This window comes from Streptomyces sp. NPDC052496 (assembly GCF_040679095.1).
Taxonomy (GTDB): domain Bacteria; phylum Actinomycetota; class Actinomycetes; order Streptomycetales; family Streptomycetaceae; genus Streptomyces.
In genome coordinates, this window is sequence record NZ_JBFAUH010000015.1 from 198,187 (window position 1) to 217,061 (window position 18,875).

18 protein-coding genes are annotated in these 18,875 nt (G+C 71.3%); 17 read left to right on the plus strand and 1 reads right to left on the minus strand.

What is annotated here, in order from left to right:
* Window positions 1-129 precede the first annotated feature (129 nt).
* The 4 genes from AB0L45_RS21525 (at window position 130) to nusB (ending at window position 3,389) form a co-directional block, all read left to right on the plus strand.
* Complete coding sequence (locus AB0L45_RS21525) at window positions 130-993, plus strand: Pro-rich N-terminal domain-containing protein (RefSeq protein WP_365842173.1); 864 nt, start codon at window positions 130-132, stop codon at window positions 991-993.
* A gap of 216 nt (window positions 994-1,209) precedes the next feature.
* Window positions 1,210-2,316, plus strand: a complete 1,107-nt coding sequence (locus AB0L45_RS21530) for an aminopeptidase P family protein (protein ID WP_365842175.1) — start codon at window positions 1,210-1,212, stop codon at window positions 2,314-2,316.
* Window positions 2,317-2,382: 66 nt separating this feature from the next.
* On the plus strand, window positions 2,383-2,949 hold the full coding sequence (gene efp / locus AB0L45_RS21535; protein WP_365842177.1) for an elongation factor P: 567 nt from the start codon (window positions 2,383-2,385) through the stop codon (window positions 2,947-2,949).
* Between the two features lie 2 nt (window positions 2,950-2,951).
* Window positions 2,952-3,389, plus strand: coding sequence for a transcription antitermination factor NusB (gene nusB, locus AB0L45_RS21540; RefSeq protein ID WP_365842179.1), 438 nt, complete (start codon window positions 2,952-2,954; stop codon window positions 3,387-3,389).
* 156 nt (window positions 3,390-3,545) lie between these two features.
* Here nusB and bldD read toward each other — a convergent pair whose 3' ends face one another.
* Entirely contained in the window at window positions 3,546-4,046 is a 501-nt protein-coding gene (bldD, locus tag AB0L45_RS21545) for a transcriptional regulator BldD (protein WP_003982726.1), read from the minus strand.
* Between the two features lie 222 nt (window positions 4,047-4,268).
* Here bldD and pyrR point away from each other — a divergent pair, with 222 nt between their 5' ends.
* The 13 genes from pyrR to metK all read left to right on the plus strand — a co-directional run bounded on the left by pyrR (window position 4,269) and on the right by metK (window position 18,836).
* Window positions 4,269-4,844 carry a bifunctional pyr operon transcriptional regulator/uracil phosphoribosyltransferase PyrR gene (gene pyrR / locus AB0L45_RS21550; RefSeq protein WP_030999392.1) on the plus strand — a complete coding sequence of 192 codons (576 nt, stop codon included), beginning with the start codon at window positions 4,269-4,271 and terminating at the stop codon, window positions 4,842-4,844.
* 94 nt (window positions 4,845-4,938) lie between these two features.
* The gene (locus tag AB0L45_RS21555) at window positions 4,939-5,976 is read left to right on the plus strand and encodes an aspartate carbamoyltransferase catalytic subunit (RefSeq protein ID WP_365842182.1); all 1,038 of its coding nucleotides are present in this window, start codon (window positions 4,939-4,941) and stop codon (window positions 5,974-5,976) included.
* Window positions 5,977-5,978: 2 nt separating this feature from the next.
* Window positions 5,979-7,274 carry a dihydroorotase gene (locus tag AB0L45_RS21560; RefSeq protein ID WP_365842184.1) on the plus strand — a complete coding sequence of 432 codons (1,296 nt, stop codon included), beginning with the start codon at window positions 5,979-5,981 and terminating at the stop codon, window positions 7,272-7,274.
* Window positions 7,271-7,852, plus strand: coding sequence for a hypothetical protein (locus AB0L45_RS21565; RefSeq protein ID WP_365842186.1), 582 nt, complete (start codon window positions 7,271-7,273; stop codon window positions 7,850-7,852). Before AB0L45_RS21560 ends, AB0L45_RS21565 begins: the two co-directional genes overlap by 4 nt.
* Complete coding sequence (carA, locus tag AB0L45_RS21570; protein ID WP_365842188.1) at window positions 7,849-9,030, plus strand: glutamine-hydrolyzing carbamoyl-phosphate synthase small subunit; 1,182 nt, start codon at window positions 7,849-7,851, stop codon at window positions 9,028-9,030. Before AB0L45_RS21565 ends, carA begins: the two co-directional genes overlap by 4 nt.
* Window positions 9,023-12,334, plus strand: a complete 3,312-nt coding sequence (gene carB / locus AB0L45_RS21575; protein WP_365842190.1) for a carbamoyl-phosphate synthase large subunit — start codon at window positions 9,023-9,025, stop codon at window positions 12,332-12,334. Before carA ends, carB begins: the two co-directional genes overlap by 8 nt.
* Window positions 12,335-12,476: 142 nt before the next feature.
* Window positions 12,477-13,589, plus strand: a complete 1,113-nt coding sequence (locus AB0L45_RS21580) for a quinone-dependent dihydroorotate dehydrogenase (RefSeq protein ID WP_365842192.1) — start codon at window positions 12,477-12,479, stop codon at window positions 13,587-13,589.
* Window positions 13,586-14,443, plus strand: a complete 858-nt coding sequence (gene pyrF / locus AB0L45_RS21585; RefSeq protein ID WP_365842194.1) for an orotidine-5'-phosphate decarboxylase — start codon at window positions 13,586-13,588, stop codon at window positions 14,441-14,443. Before AB0L45_RS21580 ends, pyrF begins: the two co-directional genes overlap by 4 nt.
* A gap of 191 nt (window positions 14,444-14,634) precedes the next feature.
* Complete coding sequence (locus tag AB0L45_RS21590; protein WP_365842196.1) at window positions 14,635-14,958, plus strand: integration host factor; 324 nt, start codon at window positions 14,635-14,637, stop codon at window positions 14,956-14,958.
* A gap of 38 nt (window positions 14,959-14,996) precedes the next feature.
* Window positions 14,997-15,590, plus strand: coding sequence for a guanylate kinase (gene gmk, locus AB0L45_RS21595; protein WP_365842198.1), 594 nt, complete (start codon window positions 14,997-14,999; stop codon window positions 15,588-15,590).
* A gap of 39 nt (window positions 15,591-15,629) precedes the next feature.
* Window positions 15,630-15,902 (plus strand): DNA-directed RNA polymerase subunit omega, encoded by a 273-nt coding sequence (gene rpoZ, locus AB0L45_RS21600; protein WP_003982715.1) that lies wholly within the window; start codon window positions 15,630-15,632, stop codon window positions 15,900-15,902.
* A 156-nt stretch (window positions 15,903-16,058) separates the two neighbouring features.
* Complete coding sequence (gene coaBC, locus AB0L45_RS21605) at window positions 16,059-17,408, plus strand: bifunctional phosphopantothenoylcysteine decarboxylase/phosphopantothenate--cysteine ligase CoaBC (RefSeq protein WP_365842200.1); 1,350 nt, start codon at window positions 16,059-16,061, stop codon at window positions 17,406-17,408.
* Between the two features lie 204 nt (window positions 17,409-17,612).
* The gene (gene metK / locus AB0L45_RS21610) at window positions 17,613-18,836 is read left to right on the plus strand and encodes a methionine adenosyltransferase (RefSeq protein ID WP_365842202.1); all 1,224 of its coding nucleotides are present in this window, start codon (window positions 17,613-17,615) and stop codon (window positions 18,834-18,836) included.
* Window positions 18,837-18,875 lie beyond the last annotated feature (39 nt).

Genomic DNA, 18,875 nt, shown 5'->3' on the forward strand with positions numbered 1-18,875 from the left:
CACCCGGGCCGGACGCCCGGCGCACCGGACGCGCGCGCACCGTACGGACGACAGTCCCGCCGTACCGCGAGCCCTCCGCACGCCACGGGCGGCCACGAGATTCGACCGCACGAGACGGAGAGCCACCGGATGCAGCACGCAGGGGGGACTCCGCTGCCACCGCCTCATGGACCGGTGCCGGGCCTGGCCGCCACCATGAGCCCGGCGACCGGCCCCGGCCACCCCATACCGCCGCATCAGCACCAGCATCAGCACCAGCCGCAGGCCGCGCCGCCCGCGCCCGGCTGGCCCGCGCCCCCGCCGCCCGCCGCACCGCCGCACGGCGCGCCGACCGCGCCGCCGTCCGCCGAGGCCACCGGGCACGTCCAGTTGCCGCCCGGTGCCCCCGTCGCGCTGCCCAGCCCGCCCGCCGGCACCTCGGCGCCGGACGCGGCGCACGCCGCCGTGGCCGTGCTCCTCATCGGTCCGGCGGGCGCCGGCAAGACCAGCGTCGCCCGGCACTGGGCCGACACCCGGCGGGTGCCCACCGCGCACATCAGCCTGGACGACGTCCGCGAATGGGTACGGTCCGGCTTCGCCGACCCCCAGGCCGGCTGGAACGACCACTCCGAGGCGCAGTACCGCCTGGCCCGCCGCACCTGCGGCTTCGCGGCCCGCAACTTCCTCGCCAACGGCATCTCCTGCATCCTCGACGACGCCGTCTTCCCGGACCGCCCGGTCATCGGCCTCGGCGGCTGGAAGCGGCACGTGGGCCCCGGGCTGCTGCCGATCGTGCTGCTGCCGGGCCTGGAGATCGTCCTGGAGCGCAACGCCCGCCGTACGGGCAACCGGCGCCTGTCCGACGAGGAGGTCGCCCGCATCCACGGCCGGATGGCGGGCTGGTACGGCTCCGGCCTGCCCATCATCGACAACTCCGCGCACGACGTGCCCACCACCGCACGCCTCCTGGACGACGTGGTCGCCCGGAGCATCGCGAGCCCGCCGAGCTGGTAGCGGGGGCGGGGTGGGTGGGCGCCCCCGTCCACCCCGCACCACGCGGACTCTCCCCGCACTACGCGGCCCCCCTGCACCACGCGGCCCCCGCACCACGCGGACTCTCCCCGCATCACGCGGCCCTCCCCGCATCACGCGGCCCTCCCCGCACCACGCAGTCCCCCGCCCGGCCCCGTCCGACCGGCCGGGTTCGGCCGGGGCCCGTACGCTCGGTGCATGTCCGAGCTCTACTCGGCCCGGCGTACGCGGCTGCGCGACCGCTGCGTCGCCGCCGGCAGCGCCGCGGCGCTGATCTCGCGTCCCGCCAACGTCCGCTACCTGACCGGCTGCGCGCCGCCCGGCGCGGCCCTGCTGCTCGGGCCCGCCGACGACCTGCTGCTGACCGAGGGGCCGCTGAGCGGCGATCCCACGGAGGGACGGCCCGCCGAGGAGCTGCGGGTCTGCGAGCTGCCCGGCTCGGACGGCGATACGGTCGTGGCCGCCGCCGAGCAGGCCGCACGGGCCGGAGCGGGCTCGCTGGCCGTCGAGGAGCACCACCTCACGGTCGCCCGGCACCGCGCGCTGGCCCAGGTCGCCCCGCGGCTGCGGCTCGCCGACCTGGCCCGCGCCGTCGAGGCGCAGCGGGTCGTCAAGGACGACGAGGAGATCGCCTGCCTGCGGATCGCCGCCGAGATCACCGACCAGGCCCTCGGCGAACTGCTGGAGTCGATCCTGGTGGGCCGTACCGAGCGGCATCTCGCCCTGGAGCTGGAGCGCCGTCTGGTCGACCACGGCGCGGACGGCCCCGCCTTCGCCACCTCGGTCGCCTCCGGTCCCCATGCGGGACGACCCGGACATCTGCCCACCGACCGACGGGTCGAGGAAGGTGACTTCCTGTCCGTCAACCTGGGTGCGAACTACCGGGGTTACCGTTGCGAGATCGGCCGTACGTTCGTCATCGGCACCACGCCCGCGGACTGGCAGATCGAGCTGTACGACCTCGTTTTCGCAGCCCAGCGGGCCGGCCGGGAGACCCTGGCGCCGGGTGTGGAGTGCCGTGAGGTGGACCGGGCGGCGCGCCAGGTGCTGGTCGGCGCGGGGTACGGGGAGCGGCTCGGACCGGGTACCGGACACGGCGTGGGCCTCGAAATCGACGAGGACCCTCGGCTGTCACCTGCGGCCATGGGTAAACTGGACGCTTGCGTGCCGGTCACCGTCGATCCGGGGGTTCACCTCCCGGGCCGTGGCGGTGTCCGGATCGACGACACACTCGTCGTCCGCCCCGAGGCGGACGGCGGACCCGAGCTACTCACGATCACGACCAAGGAGCTGCTCGCGCTCTGAGCCGGACCGGTTCGCCGCGCGGGTGCCCGAAGTCCCACCACCCGCAGTCCAGGAGATTCCGCAACCGTGGCTTCCACGAACGACCTCAAGAACGGCCTGGTGCTCAAGCTCGAAGGCGGCCAGCTCTGGTCCGTCGTCGAGTTCCAGCACGTCAAGCCCGGCAAGGGCCCGGCCTTCGTCCGCACCAAGCTCAAGAACGTGCTGTCCGGCAAGGTGGTGGACAAGACCTTCAACGCCGGTGTGAAGGTCGAGACGGCCAACGTCGACAAGCGCGGCATGCAGTTCTCGTACATGGACGGCGAGTACTTCGTCTTCATGGACATGGACACCTACGACCAGCTGCACATCGACCGCAAGACCGTCGGTGACGCCGCCAACTACCTGCTCGAAGGCTTCGAGGCGGTCGTGGCGCAGCACGACGGCAACGTGCTCTACGTCGAGCTGCCGGCCGCGGTCGAGCTGACCATCCAGGAGACCGAGCCCGGTGTCCAGGGCGACCGCTCCACCGGCGGCACCAAGCCCGCCACGCTGGAGACCGGCTACCAGATCCAGGTGCCGCTCTTCATCACGACCGGCGAGAAGATCAAGGTCGACACCCGCTCCGGCGAGTACCTCGGCCGGGTGAACAGCTAACCGTGGCCGCCCGCAACAAGGCCCGTAAGCGCGCCTTCCAGATCCTCTTCGAGGCCGACCAGCGCGGTGCCGACGTGCAGTCCGTGCTGGCGGACTGGATGCGTCACGCCCGGACCGACCCGCGGCAGCCGCCGGTCAACGAGTACACCCTGCAACTGGTCGAGGGGTACGCGGAGCACATCGCGCGCATCGACGAGCTGCTCTCCTCCTACTCCGTCGGCTGGACGCTGGACCGGATGCCGACGGTCGACCGCAACGTCCTGCGGCTCGGTGCGTACGAGCTGATCTGGGTGGACGAGACGCCGGACGCCGTGGCGATCGACGAAGCGGTACAGCTGGCCAAGGAGTTCTCCACGGACGAATCCCCGGCCTTCGTCAACGGACTGCTGGCCCGCCTGAAGGAACTGAAGCCCAGCCTGCGGCGCGACGAGGCGCACTGAGGCGTGGTGGATCCGTGAAGGGGCCCGGAGCGTGCGACACGCTCCGGGCCCCTTCGCATGTACGGGACGCCGAGGACGTGGCCCCGGGCACAGAAAACCGCCGCTCCCGAGGCGATCGGAAGCGGCGGTACGTTTCTGCAGGTGACCCCCGTGAGGTCAGATGTCCTCGTGCTGCACCGCGCGGCGTGCGTCGGCGTCCAGCACGCCCCAGCTGATCAGCTGCTCGGTCAGCACGGAAGGCGACTGGTCGTAGATCACCGCGAGGGTGCGCAGGTCGTCCTGGCGGATCGAGAGCACCTTGCCGTTGTAGTCACCGCGCTGGCTCTGGATCGTGGCGGCGTAGCGCTGCAGCGGGCCGGCCTTCTCGGCGGGGACGTGGGCGAGGCGCTCCAGGTCCAGGACCAGCTTCGGCGGCGGCTCGGCCGCGCCGCCCGGGGTCGTGCCCGGCAGCAGCTCCTGCACCGGAACCCCGTAGAAGTCGGCCAGCTCGGCCAGGCGCTGTACGGTCACGGCACGGTCGCCGCGCTCGTACGAGCCCACCACGACGGCCTTCCAGCGGCCCTGGGACTTCTCCTCGACACCGTGGAGAGAGAGGCCCTGCTGGGTGCGGATGGCGCGGAGCTTGGCCCCGAGCTGTTTGGCGTATTCGCTGGACATAAAGCTCCCCGGACGCTGTGTAGACGTGCGGCGCGGGCCGCGCGGCTGGTAACTCACTGTGAGGTTACGCAGCGTAATTCGGCATCGTCAAGCCGAATGAGTCACACGGTGGCCCCGAAGGGGTGCGCTCGGACTCCGCCGCAGGTCCTGGTACCGTGAACGGCGTAACCCCGACGTCCTTTAAAGTCCGTCCTGTGAGGCGGAGAAGGAGGTCCGTTCGTCATGGACGCCCCCAGCTCCAACGCTGCGCGTCCGGTCCTCGAAGGGCCGGACATCACGCGCATGCTCACCCGCATCGCCCACGAGATCGTCGAACGCGCCAAGGGCGCCGACGACGTGGTGCTCCTCGGCATCCCCACCCGCGGCGTCTTCCTCGCCCGCCGGCTGGCCGCCAAGCTCGAAGAGATCACCGGACGCGCCGTCCCGGTCGGTTCGCTCGACATCACGATGTACCGCGACGACCTGCGCCTGGGCCCGGCCCGTGCCCTCGCGCGCACCGACATCCCCGGTGACGGCATCGAGGGCCGTGTGGTCCTCCTCGTCGACGACGTGCTCTTCTCCGGCCGGACGATCCGCGCCGCCCTCGACGCCCTGAACGACATCGGCCGGCCGCGCGCCGTGCAGCTGGCGGTCCTCGTCGACCGCGGCCACCGCGAGCTGCCGATCCGCGCCGACTATGTGGGCAAGAACCTCCCCACGTCGCTGCGGGAGACGGTCAAGGTCCAGCTCACCGAGGAGGACGGCCGCGACGCCGTACTGCTCGGTGTCAAGCAGACCGCCCCGGCCGGCGAGCAGTAGCACACCCCTGGACGGACCCGGTGCGCCCGGGCCCCCAGCCATGCCTGCTCGACGGACATACCCGTACCCCTCCACCACTCACGGAGAAAACCGGATGAAGCGTCATCTCATCTCGGCCGCCGACCTCACCCGCGACGACGCCGTCCTGATCCTCGACACCGCCGAGGAGATGGCCCGGGTGGCGGACCGGCCGATCAAGAAGCTCCCCACCCTGCGCGGACGCACCGTCGTCAACCTCTTCTTCGAGGACTCCACGCGCACCCGTATCTCCTTCGAGGCCGCCGCCAAGCGGCTCTCGGCGGACGTCATCAACTTCTCCGCGAAGGGCTCGTCCGTCTCCAAGGGCGAGTCCCTGAAGGACACCGCGCTGACTCTGGAGGCGATGGGCGCGGACGCCGTCGTCATCCGGCACGGCGACTCCGGCGCCCCGCACCGCCTGGCCACCTCCGGCTGGATCGGCGGCTCGGTCGTCAACGCGGGCGACGGTACGCACGAGCACCCCACCCAGGCCCTGCTGGACGCCTTCACCATGCGCCGGCACCTGACCGACGGCGCGGGCCAGAACCTCTCCGGCCGCCACATCACCATCGTCGGCGACATCCTGCACAGCCGCGTCGCCCGCTCCAACGTCCACCTGCTGACCACGCTGGGCGCCGAGGTGACGCTGGTCGCGCCGCCCACCCTGGTGCCGGTCGGCGTCGAGCGGTGGCCCTGCGAGGTCAGCTACGACCTCGACGCGGTGCTGACCAAGTCCGACGCGGTGATGATGCTGCGCGTCCAGCGCGAGCGGATGAACGCCGCCTTCTTCCCCACCGAGCGGGAGTACGCGCGGCGCTACGGCCTGGACGGCGACCGGATGAGCCGGATGCCCGACCACGCGATCGTGATGCACCCCGGCCCGATGAACCGCGGCATGGAGATCACCGCCGAGGTCGCCGACTCGCCGCGCTGCACCGCCGTCGAACAGGTGGCCAACGGCGTGAGCATCCGGATGGCCGTCCTGTACCTGCTGCTGGGCGGCAACGAACCCGCCGTCACGACCACCGCCCCCACCGCCCACCCGTCGCCCGCCACCACCCCGGACGGAGGCGCTGCGCGCCGCCCCTCCACTCGCACCGAGGAGAGCAAGTAATCATGAGCAAGACCCTGATCCGCGGGGCGAAGGTCCTGGGTGGCGAGCCGCAGGACGTCCTGATCACCGATGGCACGGTCACCGCCGTCGGCACGGACCTGACCGTCTCCAGCGCCGAGGGCGTCACCGTCGTCGAGGCCGCGGGCCAGATCCTGCTGCCCGGCCTGGTCGACCTGCACACCCACCTGCGCGAGCCGGGCCGCGAGGACTCCGAGACCGTCCTGACCGGCACCAAGGCCGCCGCCGTCGGCGGCTTCACCGCCGTGCACGCCATGGCCAACACCTTCCCCGTCGCCGACACCGCGGGCGTCGTCGAGCAGGTCTGGCGCCTGGGCAAGGAGTCCGGCTACTGCGACGTGCAGCCGGTCGGCGCGGTGACCGTGGGCCTGGAGGGCAAGAAGCTCGCCGAGCTGGGCGCCATGCACGACTCCGCCGCGGGCGTCCGGGTCTTCTCCGACGACGGCAAGTGCGTGGACGACGCGGTGATCATGCGCCGCGCGCTGGAGTACGTGAAGGCCTTCGACGGCGTGATCGCCCAGCACGCCCAGGAGCCCCGGCTGACCGAGGGCGCCCAGATGAACGAGGGCATCGTCTCCGCCGAGCTGGGCCTGGCCGGCTGGCCCGCGGTCGCCGAGGAGTCGATCATCGCGCGGGACGTGCTGCTCGCCGCGCACGTCGGTTCGCGGGTGCACATCTGCCACCTGTCCACCGCGGGCTCCGTCGAGATCGTCCGCTGGGCGAAGTCCAAGGGCTGGAACGTCACCGCCGAGGTCACCCCGCACCACCTGCTGCTCACCGACGAGCTCGTACGGTCGTACAACCCCGTCTACAAGGTGAACCCGCCGCTGCGTACGGAGGCCGACGTGCTGGCGCTGCGCGAGGCGCTGGCCGACGGCACCATCGACTGCGTCGCCACCGACCACGCCCCGCACCCGCACGAGGACAAGGACTGCGAGTGGGGCGCGGCCGCCATGGGCATGGTCGGCCTGGAGACGGCGCTGTCCGTCGTCCAGCACACGATGGTGGACACCGGCCTGCTGGACTGGGCCGGCGTCGCGGACCGGATGTCCTTCCGCCCCGCCGAGATCGGCCGTCTCAAGGGCCACGGCCGCCCCGTCTCGCCTGGCGAGCCCGCCAACCTCACGCTGCTCGATCCGGCATACCGTGGACCTGTGGACCCCGCGGGCTTCGCCTCCCGCAGCCGCAACACGCCCTACGAGGGCCGTGAGCTGCCGGGTCGCGTGACCCACACCTTCCTGCGGGGCCGGGCAACGGTCGTGGACGGGAAACTGGCGTGACATCTTCATTCATCCAACTGGCAGCCGAGCAGAAGTCCGCCGAGGTCACCGACTGGGCGGCCCGGATCGGCTGGGTCGTCGGACTGCTCCTGTTCGTCGCGCTCCTGTACTGGCTGATGCGCGAGGGCTGGAAGTGGCGCGGCACCCTCCAGGGCGACCTGCCCGAGCTGCCCACGGCCCCCGAGGACGCCGGTGCGCCGCTGCTGACGACGACCGGCCGCTACCACGGTTCGACGACCGCCGGACAGTGGCTGGACCGCATCGTCGCGCGCGGCCTGGGCACCCGGAGCCGTGCCGAGCTGACCCTGACCGACGCCGGCGTGGACGTCGTACGCCCCGGTGCGCAGGACTTCTTCGTCCCGGCCGCGGCCCTGCGCGGCGCCCGCCTGGACAAGGGCATCGCCGGCAAGGTCCTGCCCGAGGGCGGCCTGCTGGTGATCACCTGGGCGCACGGGGACCAGGAGATCGACTCCGGTTTCCGGTCCGACCGGGCCGCCGAGCACACCGCGTGGGTCGCCGCTCTGACCGACCTGATCAGCAAGAACAGCAAGACCACCGAAACGGAAGGCGCACGATGACGACCTCCATCCAGGGGAACGCCTCGAAGAGGAGGGCGGCGTCTCCCGCCATACTCGTCCTGGAGGACGGCCGCAGCTTCCGCGGCCGCGCCTACGGGGCCGTGGGGGAGACCTTCGGCGAGGCGGTGTTCTCCACCGGCATGACCGGCTACCAGGAGACCCTGACCGACCCCTCGTACCACCGCCAGGTCGTCGTCATGACCGCCCCGCACATCGGCAACACGGGCGTCAACGACGAGGACCCGGAGTCCGCCCGCATCTGGGTGTCCGGCTTCGTCGTACGCGACCCCGCCCGCACCCCGTCCAACTGGCGCTCGGCCCGCACCCTCGACGACGAGCTGGCCGCCCAGGGCGTCGTCGGCATCAGCGGCATCGACACCCGTGCGCTCACCCGCCACCTGCGCGAACGCGGTGCGATGCGGGTCGGCATCTTCTCCGGCCCGGCGCTCGACGGCCCGGCCGGCACCGGCCTCGCCGACGAGGCGGCGCTGCTCGCCAAGGTGCAGTCGGCCCCGGCGATGAAGGGCGCCGACCTGTCCGCCGAGGTGGCCATAAAGGAGGCGTACGTGGTCCCCGCGCAGGGCACCAAGCGCTTCACGGTCGCCGCCGTGGACCTGGGCATCAAGGGCATGACCCCGTACCGCATGGCCGAGCGCGGCATCGAGGTGCACGTGCTGCCCGCCACCGCCACCGTCGAGGACGTGTACGCGGTGAACCCGGACGGCGTGTTCTTCTCCAACGGCCCGGGCGACCCGGCCACCGCCGACCACCCCGTCTCCGTCATGCGGGGCGTGCTGGAGCGCGGCACGCCGCTGTTCGGTATCTGCTTCGGCAACCAGATCCTCGGCCGCGCGCTGGGCTTCGGCACGTACAAGCTCAAGTACGGGCACCGCGGCATCAACCAGCCGGTGCAGGACCGTACGACCGGCAAGGTCGAGGTCACCGCGCACAACCACGGCTTCGCCGTGGACGCGCCGCTCGACCAGGTCTCCGAGACCCCCTACGGGCGCGCCGAGGTCTCCCACGTGTGCCTCAACGACAACGTGGTGGAGGGGCTCCAGCTCCTCGACCGGCCGGCCTTCAGCGTCCAGTACCACCCCGAGGCCGCCGCGGGCCCGCACGACGCGGCCTACCTGTTCGACCGCTTCGTCCAGCTCATGGAGGGCCAGCGTGCCTAAGCGCACCGATATCCAGTCCGTCCTGGTCATCGGCTCCGGCCCGATCGTCATCGGCCAGGCAGCCGAGTTCGACTACTCCGGCACCCAGGCGTGCCGGGTCCTGAAGGCCGAGGGCCTGCGGGTCATCCTGGTCAACTCCAACCCGGCCACGATCATGACCGACCCGGAGATCGCCGACGCCACGTACGTCGAGCCGATCACCCCGGAATTCGTCGAGAAGATCATCGCCAAGGAGCGCCCGGACGCCCTGCTGCCCACCCTGGGCGGCCAGACCGCGCTGAACACCGCGATCTCGCTGCACGAGTCGGGCACCCTGGACCAGTACGGCGTCGAGCTGATCGGCGCCAACGTCGAGGCGATCAACAAGGGCGAGGACCGCGACCTGTTCAAGGAGGTCGTCGAGGCGGTCCGCCGCAAGATCGGCCACGGCGAGTCCGCGCGCTCCTACATCTGCCACTCCATGGACGACGTCATGAAGGGCGTCGAGGAGCTGGGCGGCTACCCGGTCGTCGTACGCCCCTCCTTCACCATGGGCGGCGCCGGCTCCGGCTTCGCCCACGACGAGGAGGAGCTGCGCCGCATCGCCGGCCAGGGCCTGACCCTCTCGCCGACCACCGAGGTGCTCCTGGAGGAGTCCATCCTCGGCTGGAAGGAGTACGAGCTGGAGCTGATGCGCGACAAGAACGACAACGTCGTGGTCGTCTGCTCCATCGAGAACTTCGACCCGATGGGCGTGCACACCGGCGACTCCATCACCGTCGCCCCGGCGATGACGCTCACCGACCGCGAGTACCAGACCCTGCGCGACATCGGCATCGCCGTCATCCGCGAGGTCGGCGTGGACACCGGCGGCTGCAACATCCAGTTCGCCGTCAACCCCGTCGACGGCCGGGTCATCGTCATCGAGATGAACCCGCGCGTCTCGCGCTCCTCGGCGCTCGCCTCCAAGGCCACCGGCTTCCCGATCGCGAAGATCGCCGCCCGGCTGGCCGTCGGCTACACGCTCGACGAGATCCCCAACGACATCACCGAGAAGACCCCGGCGTCCTTCGAGCCCACCCTCGACTACGTCGTCGTCAAGGTCCCGCGCTTCGCCTTCGAGAAGTTCCCGGCGGCGGACGCCCGGCTGACCACCACCATGAAGTCGGTCGGCGAGGCCATGGCCATCGGCCGTAACTTCACCGAGGCGCTGAACAAGGCGCTGCGCTCGCTGGAGAAGAAGGGCAGCCAGTTCGACTTCACCGGCGACCCCGGCGACAAGGCGGAGCTGCTGGTCAAGGCCGAGATCCCCACGGACGGCCGGATCAACACCGTCATGCAGGCGATCCGCGCCGGGGCCACCCCGGAGGAGGTCTTCGACGCCACGGAGATCGACCCGTGGTTCGTCGACCAGCTCTTCCTGGTCAAGGAGATCGCCGACGAGATCGCGGCCGCCGACCAGCTCGGCCCCGAGGTGCTGGCGTACGCCAAGCGGCACGGCTTCTCGGACGTCCAGATCGCCGCGATCCGCGGCCTGACCGAGGACGTCGTCCGCGAGGTCCGGCACGCGCTCGGCATCCGCCCCGTCTACAAGACGGTGGACACCTGCGCCGCCGAGTTCGCCGCGAAGACCCCGTACTTCTACTCGTCCTACGACGAGGAGAGCGAGGTCGCGCCGCGCGAGAAGCCCGCCGTGATCATCCTGGGCTCCGGCCCGAACCGCATCGGCCAGGGCATCGAGTTCGACTACTCCTGCGTGCACGCCTCCTTCGCGCTGTCCGACGCGGGCTACGAGACCGTCATGGTCAACTGCAACCCGGAGACCGTCTCCACGGACTACGACACCTCCGACCGGCTCTACTTCGAGCCGCTCACCCTGGAGGACGTTCTGGAGATCGTGCACGCCGAGCAGGCGGCGGGCCCGGTCGCGGGCGTCGTCGTCCAGCTCGGCGGCCAGACCCCGCTGGGCCTGGCGCAGGCGCTCAAGGACAACGGCGTACCGATCGTCGGCACCTCGCCGGAGGCCATCGACCTGGCCGAGGAGCGCGGCGCGTTCGGCCAGGTGCTGACCGAGGCGGGCCTGCCCGCCCCCAAGTACGGCACCGCCTACTCCTTCGACGAGGCCAAGGGCATCGCCGCCGAGATCGGCTACCCGGTCATGGTCCGGCCGTCCTACGTCCTCGGCGGCCGCGGCATGGAGATCGTCTACGACGAGCCGTCGCTGGGCGAGTACCTGGAGCGGCACGCCGGCCTGATCGACCAGCACCCGGTCCTCATCGACCGCTTCCTGGACGACGCCATAGAGATCGACGTGGACGCCCTCTACGACGGCCACGAGCTCTACCTCGGCGGCGTCATGGAGCACATCGAGGAAGCCGGCATCCACTCCGGCGACTCCGCCTGCGCACTGCCGCCCATCACCCTCGGCGGCTACGACATCAAGCGGCTGCGCGCCTCCACCGAGGCCATCGCCAAGGGCGTCGGCGTCCGCGGCCTGATCAACATCCAGTTCGCGATGGCGGGCGACATCCTCTACGTCCTGGAGGCCAACCCGCGCGCCTCCCGTACCGTCCCCTTCACCTCGAAGGCGACCGCGGTACCGCTGGCCAAGGCCGCCGCCCGCATCTCGCTGGGCGCCACCGTCGCCGAGCTGCGCGCCGAGGGCATGCTGCCCAAGAGCGGCGACGGCGGCACCCTGCCGCTGGACTCGCCGATCTCCGTCAAGGAGGCCGTCATGCCCTGGTCGCGGTTCCGCGACGTCTCGGGGCAGGGCGTGGACACCGTGCTGGGCCCGGAGATGCGCTCCACCGGTGAGGTCATGGGCATCGACTCGGTCTTCGGCACGGCGTACGCCAAGTCGCAGTCCGGCGCGTACGGCGCGCTGCCCACCAAGGGCCGGGCGTTCGTCTCCGTCGCCAACCGCGACAAGCGCGCGATGATCTTCCCGGCGCGGGAGCTGGTCGCCCACGGCTTCGAGCTGCTGGCCACCTCCGGCACCGCCGAGGTGCTGCGCCGCAACGGCATCAACGCCACCGTCGTCCGCAAGAAGAGCGAGGGCGAGGGCCCCAACGGCGAGCAGACCATCGTCCAGCTCATCCACGCCGGCGAGGTCGACCTCATCGTCAACACGCCGTACGGCACCGGCGGCCGGCTCGACGGCTACGACATCCGTACCGCGGCCGTCGCCCGCGGCGTCCCGTGCCTGACCACGGTCCAGGCGCTGGCCGCCGCCGTGCAGGGCATCGAGGCGATGTCCCGCGGCGACGTGGGCGTGCGGTCCCTCCAGGAACACGCGCGGCAGCTGACCGCGGCCCGCGAGGAGTAGGGCCACCCGGAGGGGGACACCGCCGCGGTGTCCCCCTCTTCATGAGACCCGTGCCCCGGACCGCTCATGAGCCCCGTGCCCGGTCCGCTCATGAGCCCCGTCTCCTTCGACCTCCCCGACCCGCGGAAGGCCCCGCCCGCTCGTGTACTCCCTCCTCTTCAACCTGATCTTCCGCCGCATGGACCCCGAGAAGGCCCACCACCTGGCCTTCCGCTGGATCCGGCTGGCCGCGCGCGTCCCGGTGCTGCGCACCTTCGCCGCGGCCGTCCTGGCCCCCCGCTACAAGGAGCTGCGCGTCGAGGCCCTGGGCCGCCGCATGCACGGCCCCTTCGGGCTGGCCGCCGGCTTCGACAAGAACGCCGTCGCGATCGACGGCATGGCCATGCTCGGCTTCGACCACGTCGAGATCGGCACGGTCACCGCCGAGCCGCAGCCCGGCAACCCCAAGAAGCGCCTGTTCCGCCTCGTACCGGACCGCGCGCTCATCAACCGCATGGGCTTCAACAACGACGGTTCGGCGGCCGTGGCGGCCCGTCTGGCCGCCCGCAACCCCGTCTTCCGTACGACGCTGGGCGTCAACATCGGCAAGACCAAGGTCGTCCCCGAGGACCGGGCGATCGCCGATTACGTGACGTCCACGGAGCGGCTGGCCCGCCACGCGGACTACCTGGTCGTCAACGTCTCCTCGCCGAACACCCCCGGCCTGCGCAACCTCCAGGCCGTCGACCACCTGCGCCCGCTGCTCACCGCGGTCCGCGAGGCGGCCGACCGCACCGTCCCCGGCCGCCGCGTCCCGCTGCTGGTCAAGATCGCACCGGACCTCGCCGACGAGGACGTGGACGCGGTCGCCGACCTCGCCGTGGAACTGGGCCTGGACGGCATCATCGCCACCAACACCACCATCGCCCGCGAGAGCCTCGGCCTGGCCTCCGACCCGGCGCTGGTCCAGGAGACCGGCGGGCTGTCCGGCGCCCCGGTCAAGGCACGCTCCCTGGAGGTGCTGCGCCGCCTGTACGCCCGCGTCGGCGACCGCGTCACCCTGATCGGCGTCGGCGGCGTCGAGAACGCCGAGGACGCCTGGCAGCGGATCCTCGCCGGTGCCACGCTCGTACAGGGCTACAGCGCCTTCATCTACGAGGGCCCGTTCTACGCCCGCGCCCTCCACAAGGGACTCGCCGCACGCCTGCGCAACAGCCCGTACGCCACCCTCGCCGACGCCGTCGGCGCCGAGCACAGGAAGGTGACCTCCTCGTGAGCCCCGAACCCTTCGGCGCCCGCCTGCGCCGCGCCATGGACGAACGCGGCCCGCTCTGCGTCGGCATCGACCCGCACGCCTCCCTGCTGGCCGACTGGGGCCTGAGCGACGACGTGGCGGGCCTGGCGGCCTTCTCGCGCACCGTCGTCGAGGCGCTGGCCGGCCGCGTCGCCGTCCTCAAGCCGCAGTCCGCCTTCTTCGAGCGCTTCGGCTCGCGCGGCATCGCCGTCCTGGAGGAGACCGTCGCGGCGGCCCGGGAGGCCGGTGCCCTGGTCCTGATGGACGCCAAGCGCGGCGACATCGGTTCCACCATGGCCGCGTACGCCGCCACCTACCTGGACCCGGCCTCGCCGCTGTTCTCCGACGCGGTCACGGTCAGCCCGTACCTGGGCTTCGGGTCGCTCGCCCCGGCCGTCGAGCTGGCCCGGGAGAACGGCTGCGGCCTGTTCGCCCTCGCGCTGACCTCGAACCCCGAGGGCCAGGAGGTCCAGCACGCGGTACGGGCCGACGGCCGTACCGTCGCCGCGACCGTGCTGGGGCACCTGAAGGCGGAGAACGCCGACGCGGCCTCCCGGGGGGAGCTGGGCTCGTACGGAGCCGTCGTCGGCGCCACGCTCGGCGACCTGTCCGCGTACGACCTGGCGACCGGCGGGCCGCTGCTCGCACCCGGCATCGGCGCGCAGGGCGCGACCCCCGCGGACCTCCCGCGGGTCTTCGGGGACGCGGTGCGCAACGTCGTGCCGAGCGTCAGCCGGGGGGTGCTGCGGCACGGTCCCGACGTCGCCGCACTTCGCGAGGCCGCCCTCGGATGTGCCGACGAGGTGCGCACAGCGGTCGAACGTCAGGGACTTTAGTCCCGTTATGTCCTGGTCAGCAGAGTCTGACCAGGACTTTTCGTCTGTTCTCGCTGACTCCGAGCGCCCAGGCCGCTAGTCTCCGACGAGAGCAGTGCACGTAAGCGCGTTGCTCGTTGCTCCGCAGATGCGGGGCGACTAGGTTCCACACGGTCCGTATCCGACAGTTCTACATCCGAGGTGACGTAGGCGTGGCTCTTCCGCCCCTTACCCCTGAACAGCGCGCAGCCGCGCTCGAAAAGGCCGCCGCGGCTCGCCGGGAGCGCGCCGAGGTCAAGAATCGGCTCAAAAACTCCGGCGCCTCCCTCCATGACGTCATCAAGCAGGGCCAGGAGAACGACGTCATCGGCAAGATGAAGGTCTCCGCCCTCCTGGAATCCCTGCCCGGCGTGGGCAAGGTCCGGGCCAAGCAGATCATGGAGCGGCTGGGTATCTCCGAGAGCCGCCGGGTGCGTGGTCTGGGCACCAACCAGATCGCCGCCTTGGAGCGCGAGTTCGGCGAGAAAGCCGGCTGAGTTTCCGGGCACTGCCGGGGAACTGGAATAATCGCCGTATGGCTGCAACACCTCGGGGGGCATCCCCCGTATCCCCGGACGCCCGTCCGCGGCTGACCGTGCTCTCCGGCCCCTCCGGGGTCGGCAAGAGCACGGTCGTCGCCCATATGCGCAAGGTTCACCCCGAGGTCTGGCTCTCGGTGTCGGCCACCACACGCAAGCCGCGCCCCGGGGAGCGGCACGGCGTCCAGTACTTCTTCGTGGACGACGAGGAATTCGACAAGCTCGTCGCCAACGGCGAACTGCTGGAGTGGGCCGAGTTCGCGGGCAACCGCTACGGCACGCCGCGCAAGGCGGTCCAGGACCGCCTGGAGGCCGGCGAGCCGGTCCTGCTGGAGATCGACCTCCAGGGCGCGCGGCAGGTCCGCGAGTCCATGAAGGAGGCCCAGCTGGTCTTCCTGGCCCCGCCGAGCTGGGACGAGCTGGTCCGCCGGCTCACCGGCCGGGGCACGGAGGCCCCCGAGGTCATCGAGCGCCGCCTGGCGGCCGCCAAGGTCGAGCTGGCCGCCGAGACCGAGTTCGACGAGACCCTGGTCAACACCTCCGTCGAGGACGTCAGTCGTGAGCTGCTAGCCTTGATGAAGGTTCTTTGATCTTTACACCGGTTCACACCCCCCTTCGGAAGGCAGAGAGTGTCCTCTTCCATCACCGCGCCCGAGGGCATCATCAACCCGCCGATTGATGAGCTTCTTGAGGCCACCGACTCGAAGTACAGCCTCGTGATCTACGCCGCCAAGCGCGCCCGTCAGATCAACGCGTACTACTCGCAGCTCGGCGAGGGCCTGCTGGAGTACGTCGGCCCGCTGGTCGACACCCACGTCCACGAGAAGCCCCTGTCGATCGCGCTCCGCGAGATCAACGCGGGTCTGCTGACCTCCGAGGCCGTCGAGGGCCCGGCTCAGTGAGCAACCGGGCGCCCCGGCGTCCGGAGGACCCCGGCACGGCGCCTTGACCAAGGGCCCGGCAGCGCCGCTGCCGGGCCCTTGGTGTGTCATGGGACAGGTAACCAACCGGGTCCGCACCCGCCCAGGGACGGAACCCACGGCGTGGGGAGAAACGCGATGCACAAGCCGGCAGAGCCGCAGCGGGCCGACGGGGCCGGGACGGCGGATCCGGGTGGGGCGGCCGACGAAGCCGCCCGGACCGGGACGCCGCACGGGAGCGGTCCGGCGCGCCGCCCCAAGGTCGTCCTCGGCGTCAGCGGCGGCATCGCCGCGTACAAGGCGTGCGAGCTGCTGCGCCGGCTCACCGAGTCCGGGCACGACGTCCGGGTGGTGCCGACCGCGGCGTCCCTGCACTTCGTCGGCGAGGCCACCTGGGCCGCGCTCTCCGGCAACCCGGCCTCCACGGAGGTCTGGGAGTCGGTCCACGAGGTCCCGCACGTACGCATCGGCCAGTCCGCCGACCTGGTGGTCGTCGCTCCCTGTACGACCGACATGCTGGCCAAGGCCGCCCACGGCCTGGCCGACGACCTGCTCACCAACACCCTCCTGACCGCGCGCTGTCCGGTGATCTTCGCCCCGGCGATGCACACCGAGATGTGGGAGCACCCGGCCACCCAGGAGAACGTCGCCACGCTGCGCCGCCGCGGCGCCGTCGTCATTGAGCCCGCCGTCGGCCGGCTGACCGGCGTGGACACCGGCAAGGGCCGCTTCCCCGACCCGTCCGAGATCTTCGAGACCTGCCGCCGGGTGCTGGCCCGCGGCCCGCTCGGCCTGGTCCAGGACCTCGCCGGCCGGCACGTCGTCATCAGCGCCGGCGGCACCCGCGAGCCCCTCGACCCGGTCCGCTTCCTGGGCAACCGTTCCTCCGGCAAGCAGGGGTACGCGCTGGCCCGCACCGCCGTGGCCCGCGGCGCCCGGGTCACCCTCGTCGCCGGCAACAGCGAACTGCCCGACCCGGCCGGGGTGGACGTGGTCCACATCGGTACGGCCGTCCAGCTGCGCGAGGCCGTGCTGAAGGCCGCCGCGGACGCCGACGCGGTGGTCATGGCGGCCGCCGTGGCCGATTTCCGCCCCGCCGCGTACGCCACCGGGAAGATCAAGAAGAAGGACGGCCAGGAGCCCGAGCCGGTGGCCCTGGTCCGCAATCCGGACATCCTCGCCGAGATCTCCGCGGACCGCCCCCGCCCCGGCCAGGTGATCGTCGGTTTCGCCGCCGAGACCGACGACGTCCTCGCCAACGGTCGCGCCAAACTCACCCGAAAGGGGTGCGATCTGTTGGTGGTCAACGAGGTGGGCGACCACAAGGCGTTCGGATCGGCGGAGAACGAAGCGGTGATCATGGCCGCCGACGGCGCCGAGACCCCCGTACCGTACGGCCCGAAGGAAGCTCTTTCGGACCGGATCTGGGATCTCGTGACCCCTCGCCTCCCCGCCCCGCAGGCCCCTCCCGCCCCGCCCACCCCCTGACCGGAAGCCGTCCGCGCGGCCTCCGCCGGAACGGGATCTTCCCCTCTCCGGCAAGGTGTCCCAGGTCACGGTAGGTCCAGAAATCGAGACTACGTGCCCGAACGCCGCTCATGACCGATAAACTGGCCCCGGATCGCGCCGAGCGCAGCTCTCGGCCTTTCCGCCAATGATCAGCCAGCAGCCGCTGCAACCCCAGGGAGCGATGTGTCCCGCCGCCTGTTCACCTCGGAATCCGTCACCGAGGGTCACCCCGACAAGATCGCTGACCAGATCAGCGACACCATTCTCGACGCCCTCCTGAAGGAGGACCCGGCCTCCCGGGTCGCCGTCGAGACGTTGATCACCACCGGCCTGGTCCACGTGGCCGGCGAGGTGACCACGAAGGCGTACGCCGACATCCCCAACCTCGTGCGCAACAAGGTTCTGGAGATCGGCTACGACTCGTCGAAGAAGGGCTTCGACGGCGCCTCCTGCGGCGTCTCCGTCTCCATCGGCGCGCAGTCCCCGGACATCGCCCAGGGTGTCGACACCGCTTACGAGAAGCGCGTCGCGGGTGCCGCCGCAGGTGAGGAGGGTGACGAGCTGGACAAGCAGGGCGCGGGCGACCAGGGCCTGATGTTCGGCTACGCCTGCGACGAGACCCCGGAGCTGATGCCGCTCCCGATCAACCTCGCGCACCGCCTGTCCAAGCGCCTGTCCGAGGTCCGCAAGAACGGGACCATCCCCTACCTGCGCCCCGACGGCAAGACCCAGGTCACCATCGAGTACGACGGCCACAAGGCCGTCCGCCTCGACACCGTCGTCGTCTCCTCGCAGCACGCGAGCGACATCGACCTGGACTCCCTGCTCGCTCCCGACATCCGCGAGTTCGTCGTCGAGCACGTCCTCAACCAGCTCGTCGAGGACGGCATCAAGCTGGACACCGACGGCTACCGCCTGCTGGTCAATCCCACCGGCCGCTTCGAGATCGGCGGCCCCATGGGTGACGCCGGCCTCACCGGCCGCAAGATCATCATCGACACGTACGGCGGCATGTCCCGCCACGGCGGCGGCGCCTTCTCCGGCAAGGACCCGTCCAAGGTCGACCGCTCGGCCGCCTACGCCATGCGCTGGGTCGCCAAGAACGTCGTAGCGGCCGGGCTGGCCGCCCGCTGCGAGGTCCAGGTCGCCTACGCCATCGGCAAGGCCGAGCCGGTCGGTCTGTTCGTCGAGACCTTCGGCACCGCCACCGTCGACGTCGAAAAGATCGAGAACGCCATCGCCGAGGTCTTCGACCTCCGCCCGGCCGCCATCATCCGCGACCTCGACCTCCTCCGCCCCATCTACGCCCAGACCGCCGCCTACGGCCACTTCGGCCGCGAACTGGACGACTTCACCTGGGAGCGCACGGACCGCGTGGAGGCACTGAAGAAGGCCGCGGGGCTGTAAGGCTCCTGGTCATACAGCGTCGGAGGCCCGCCCCTTCTT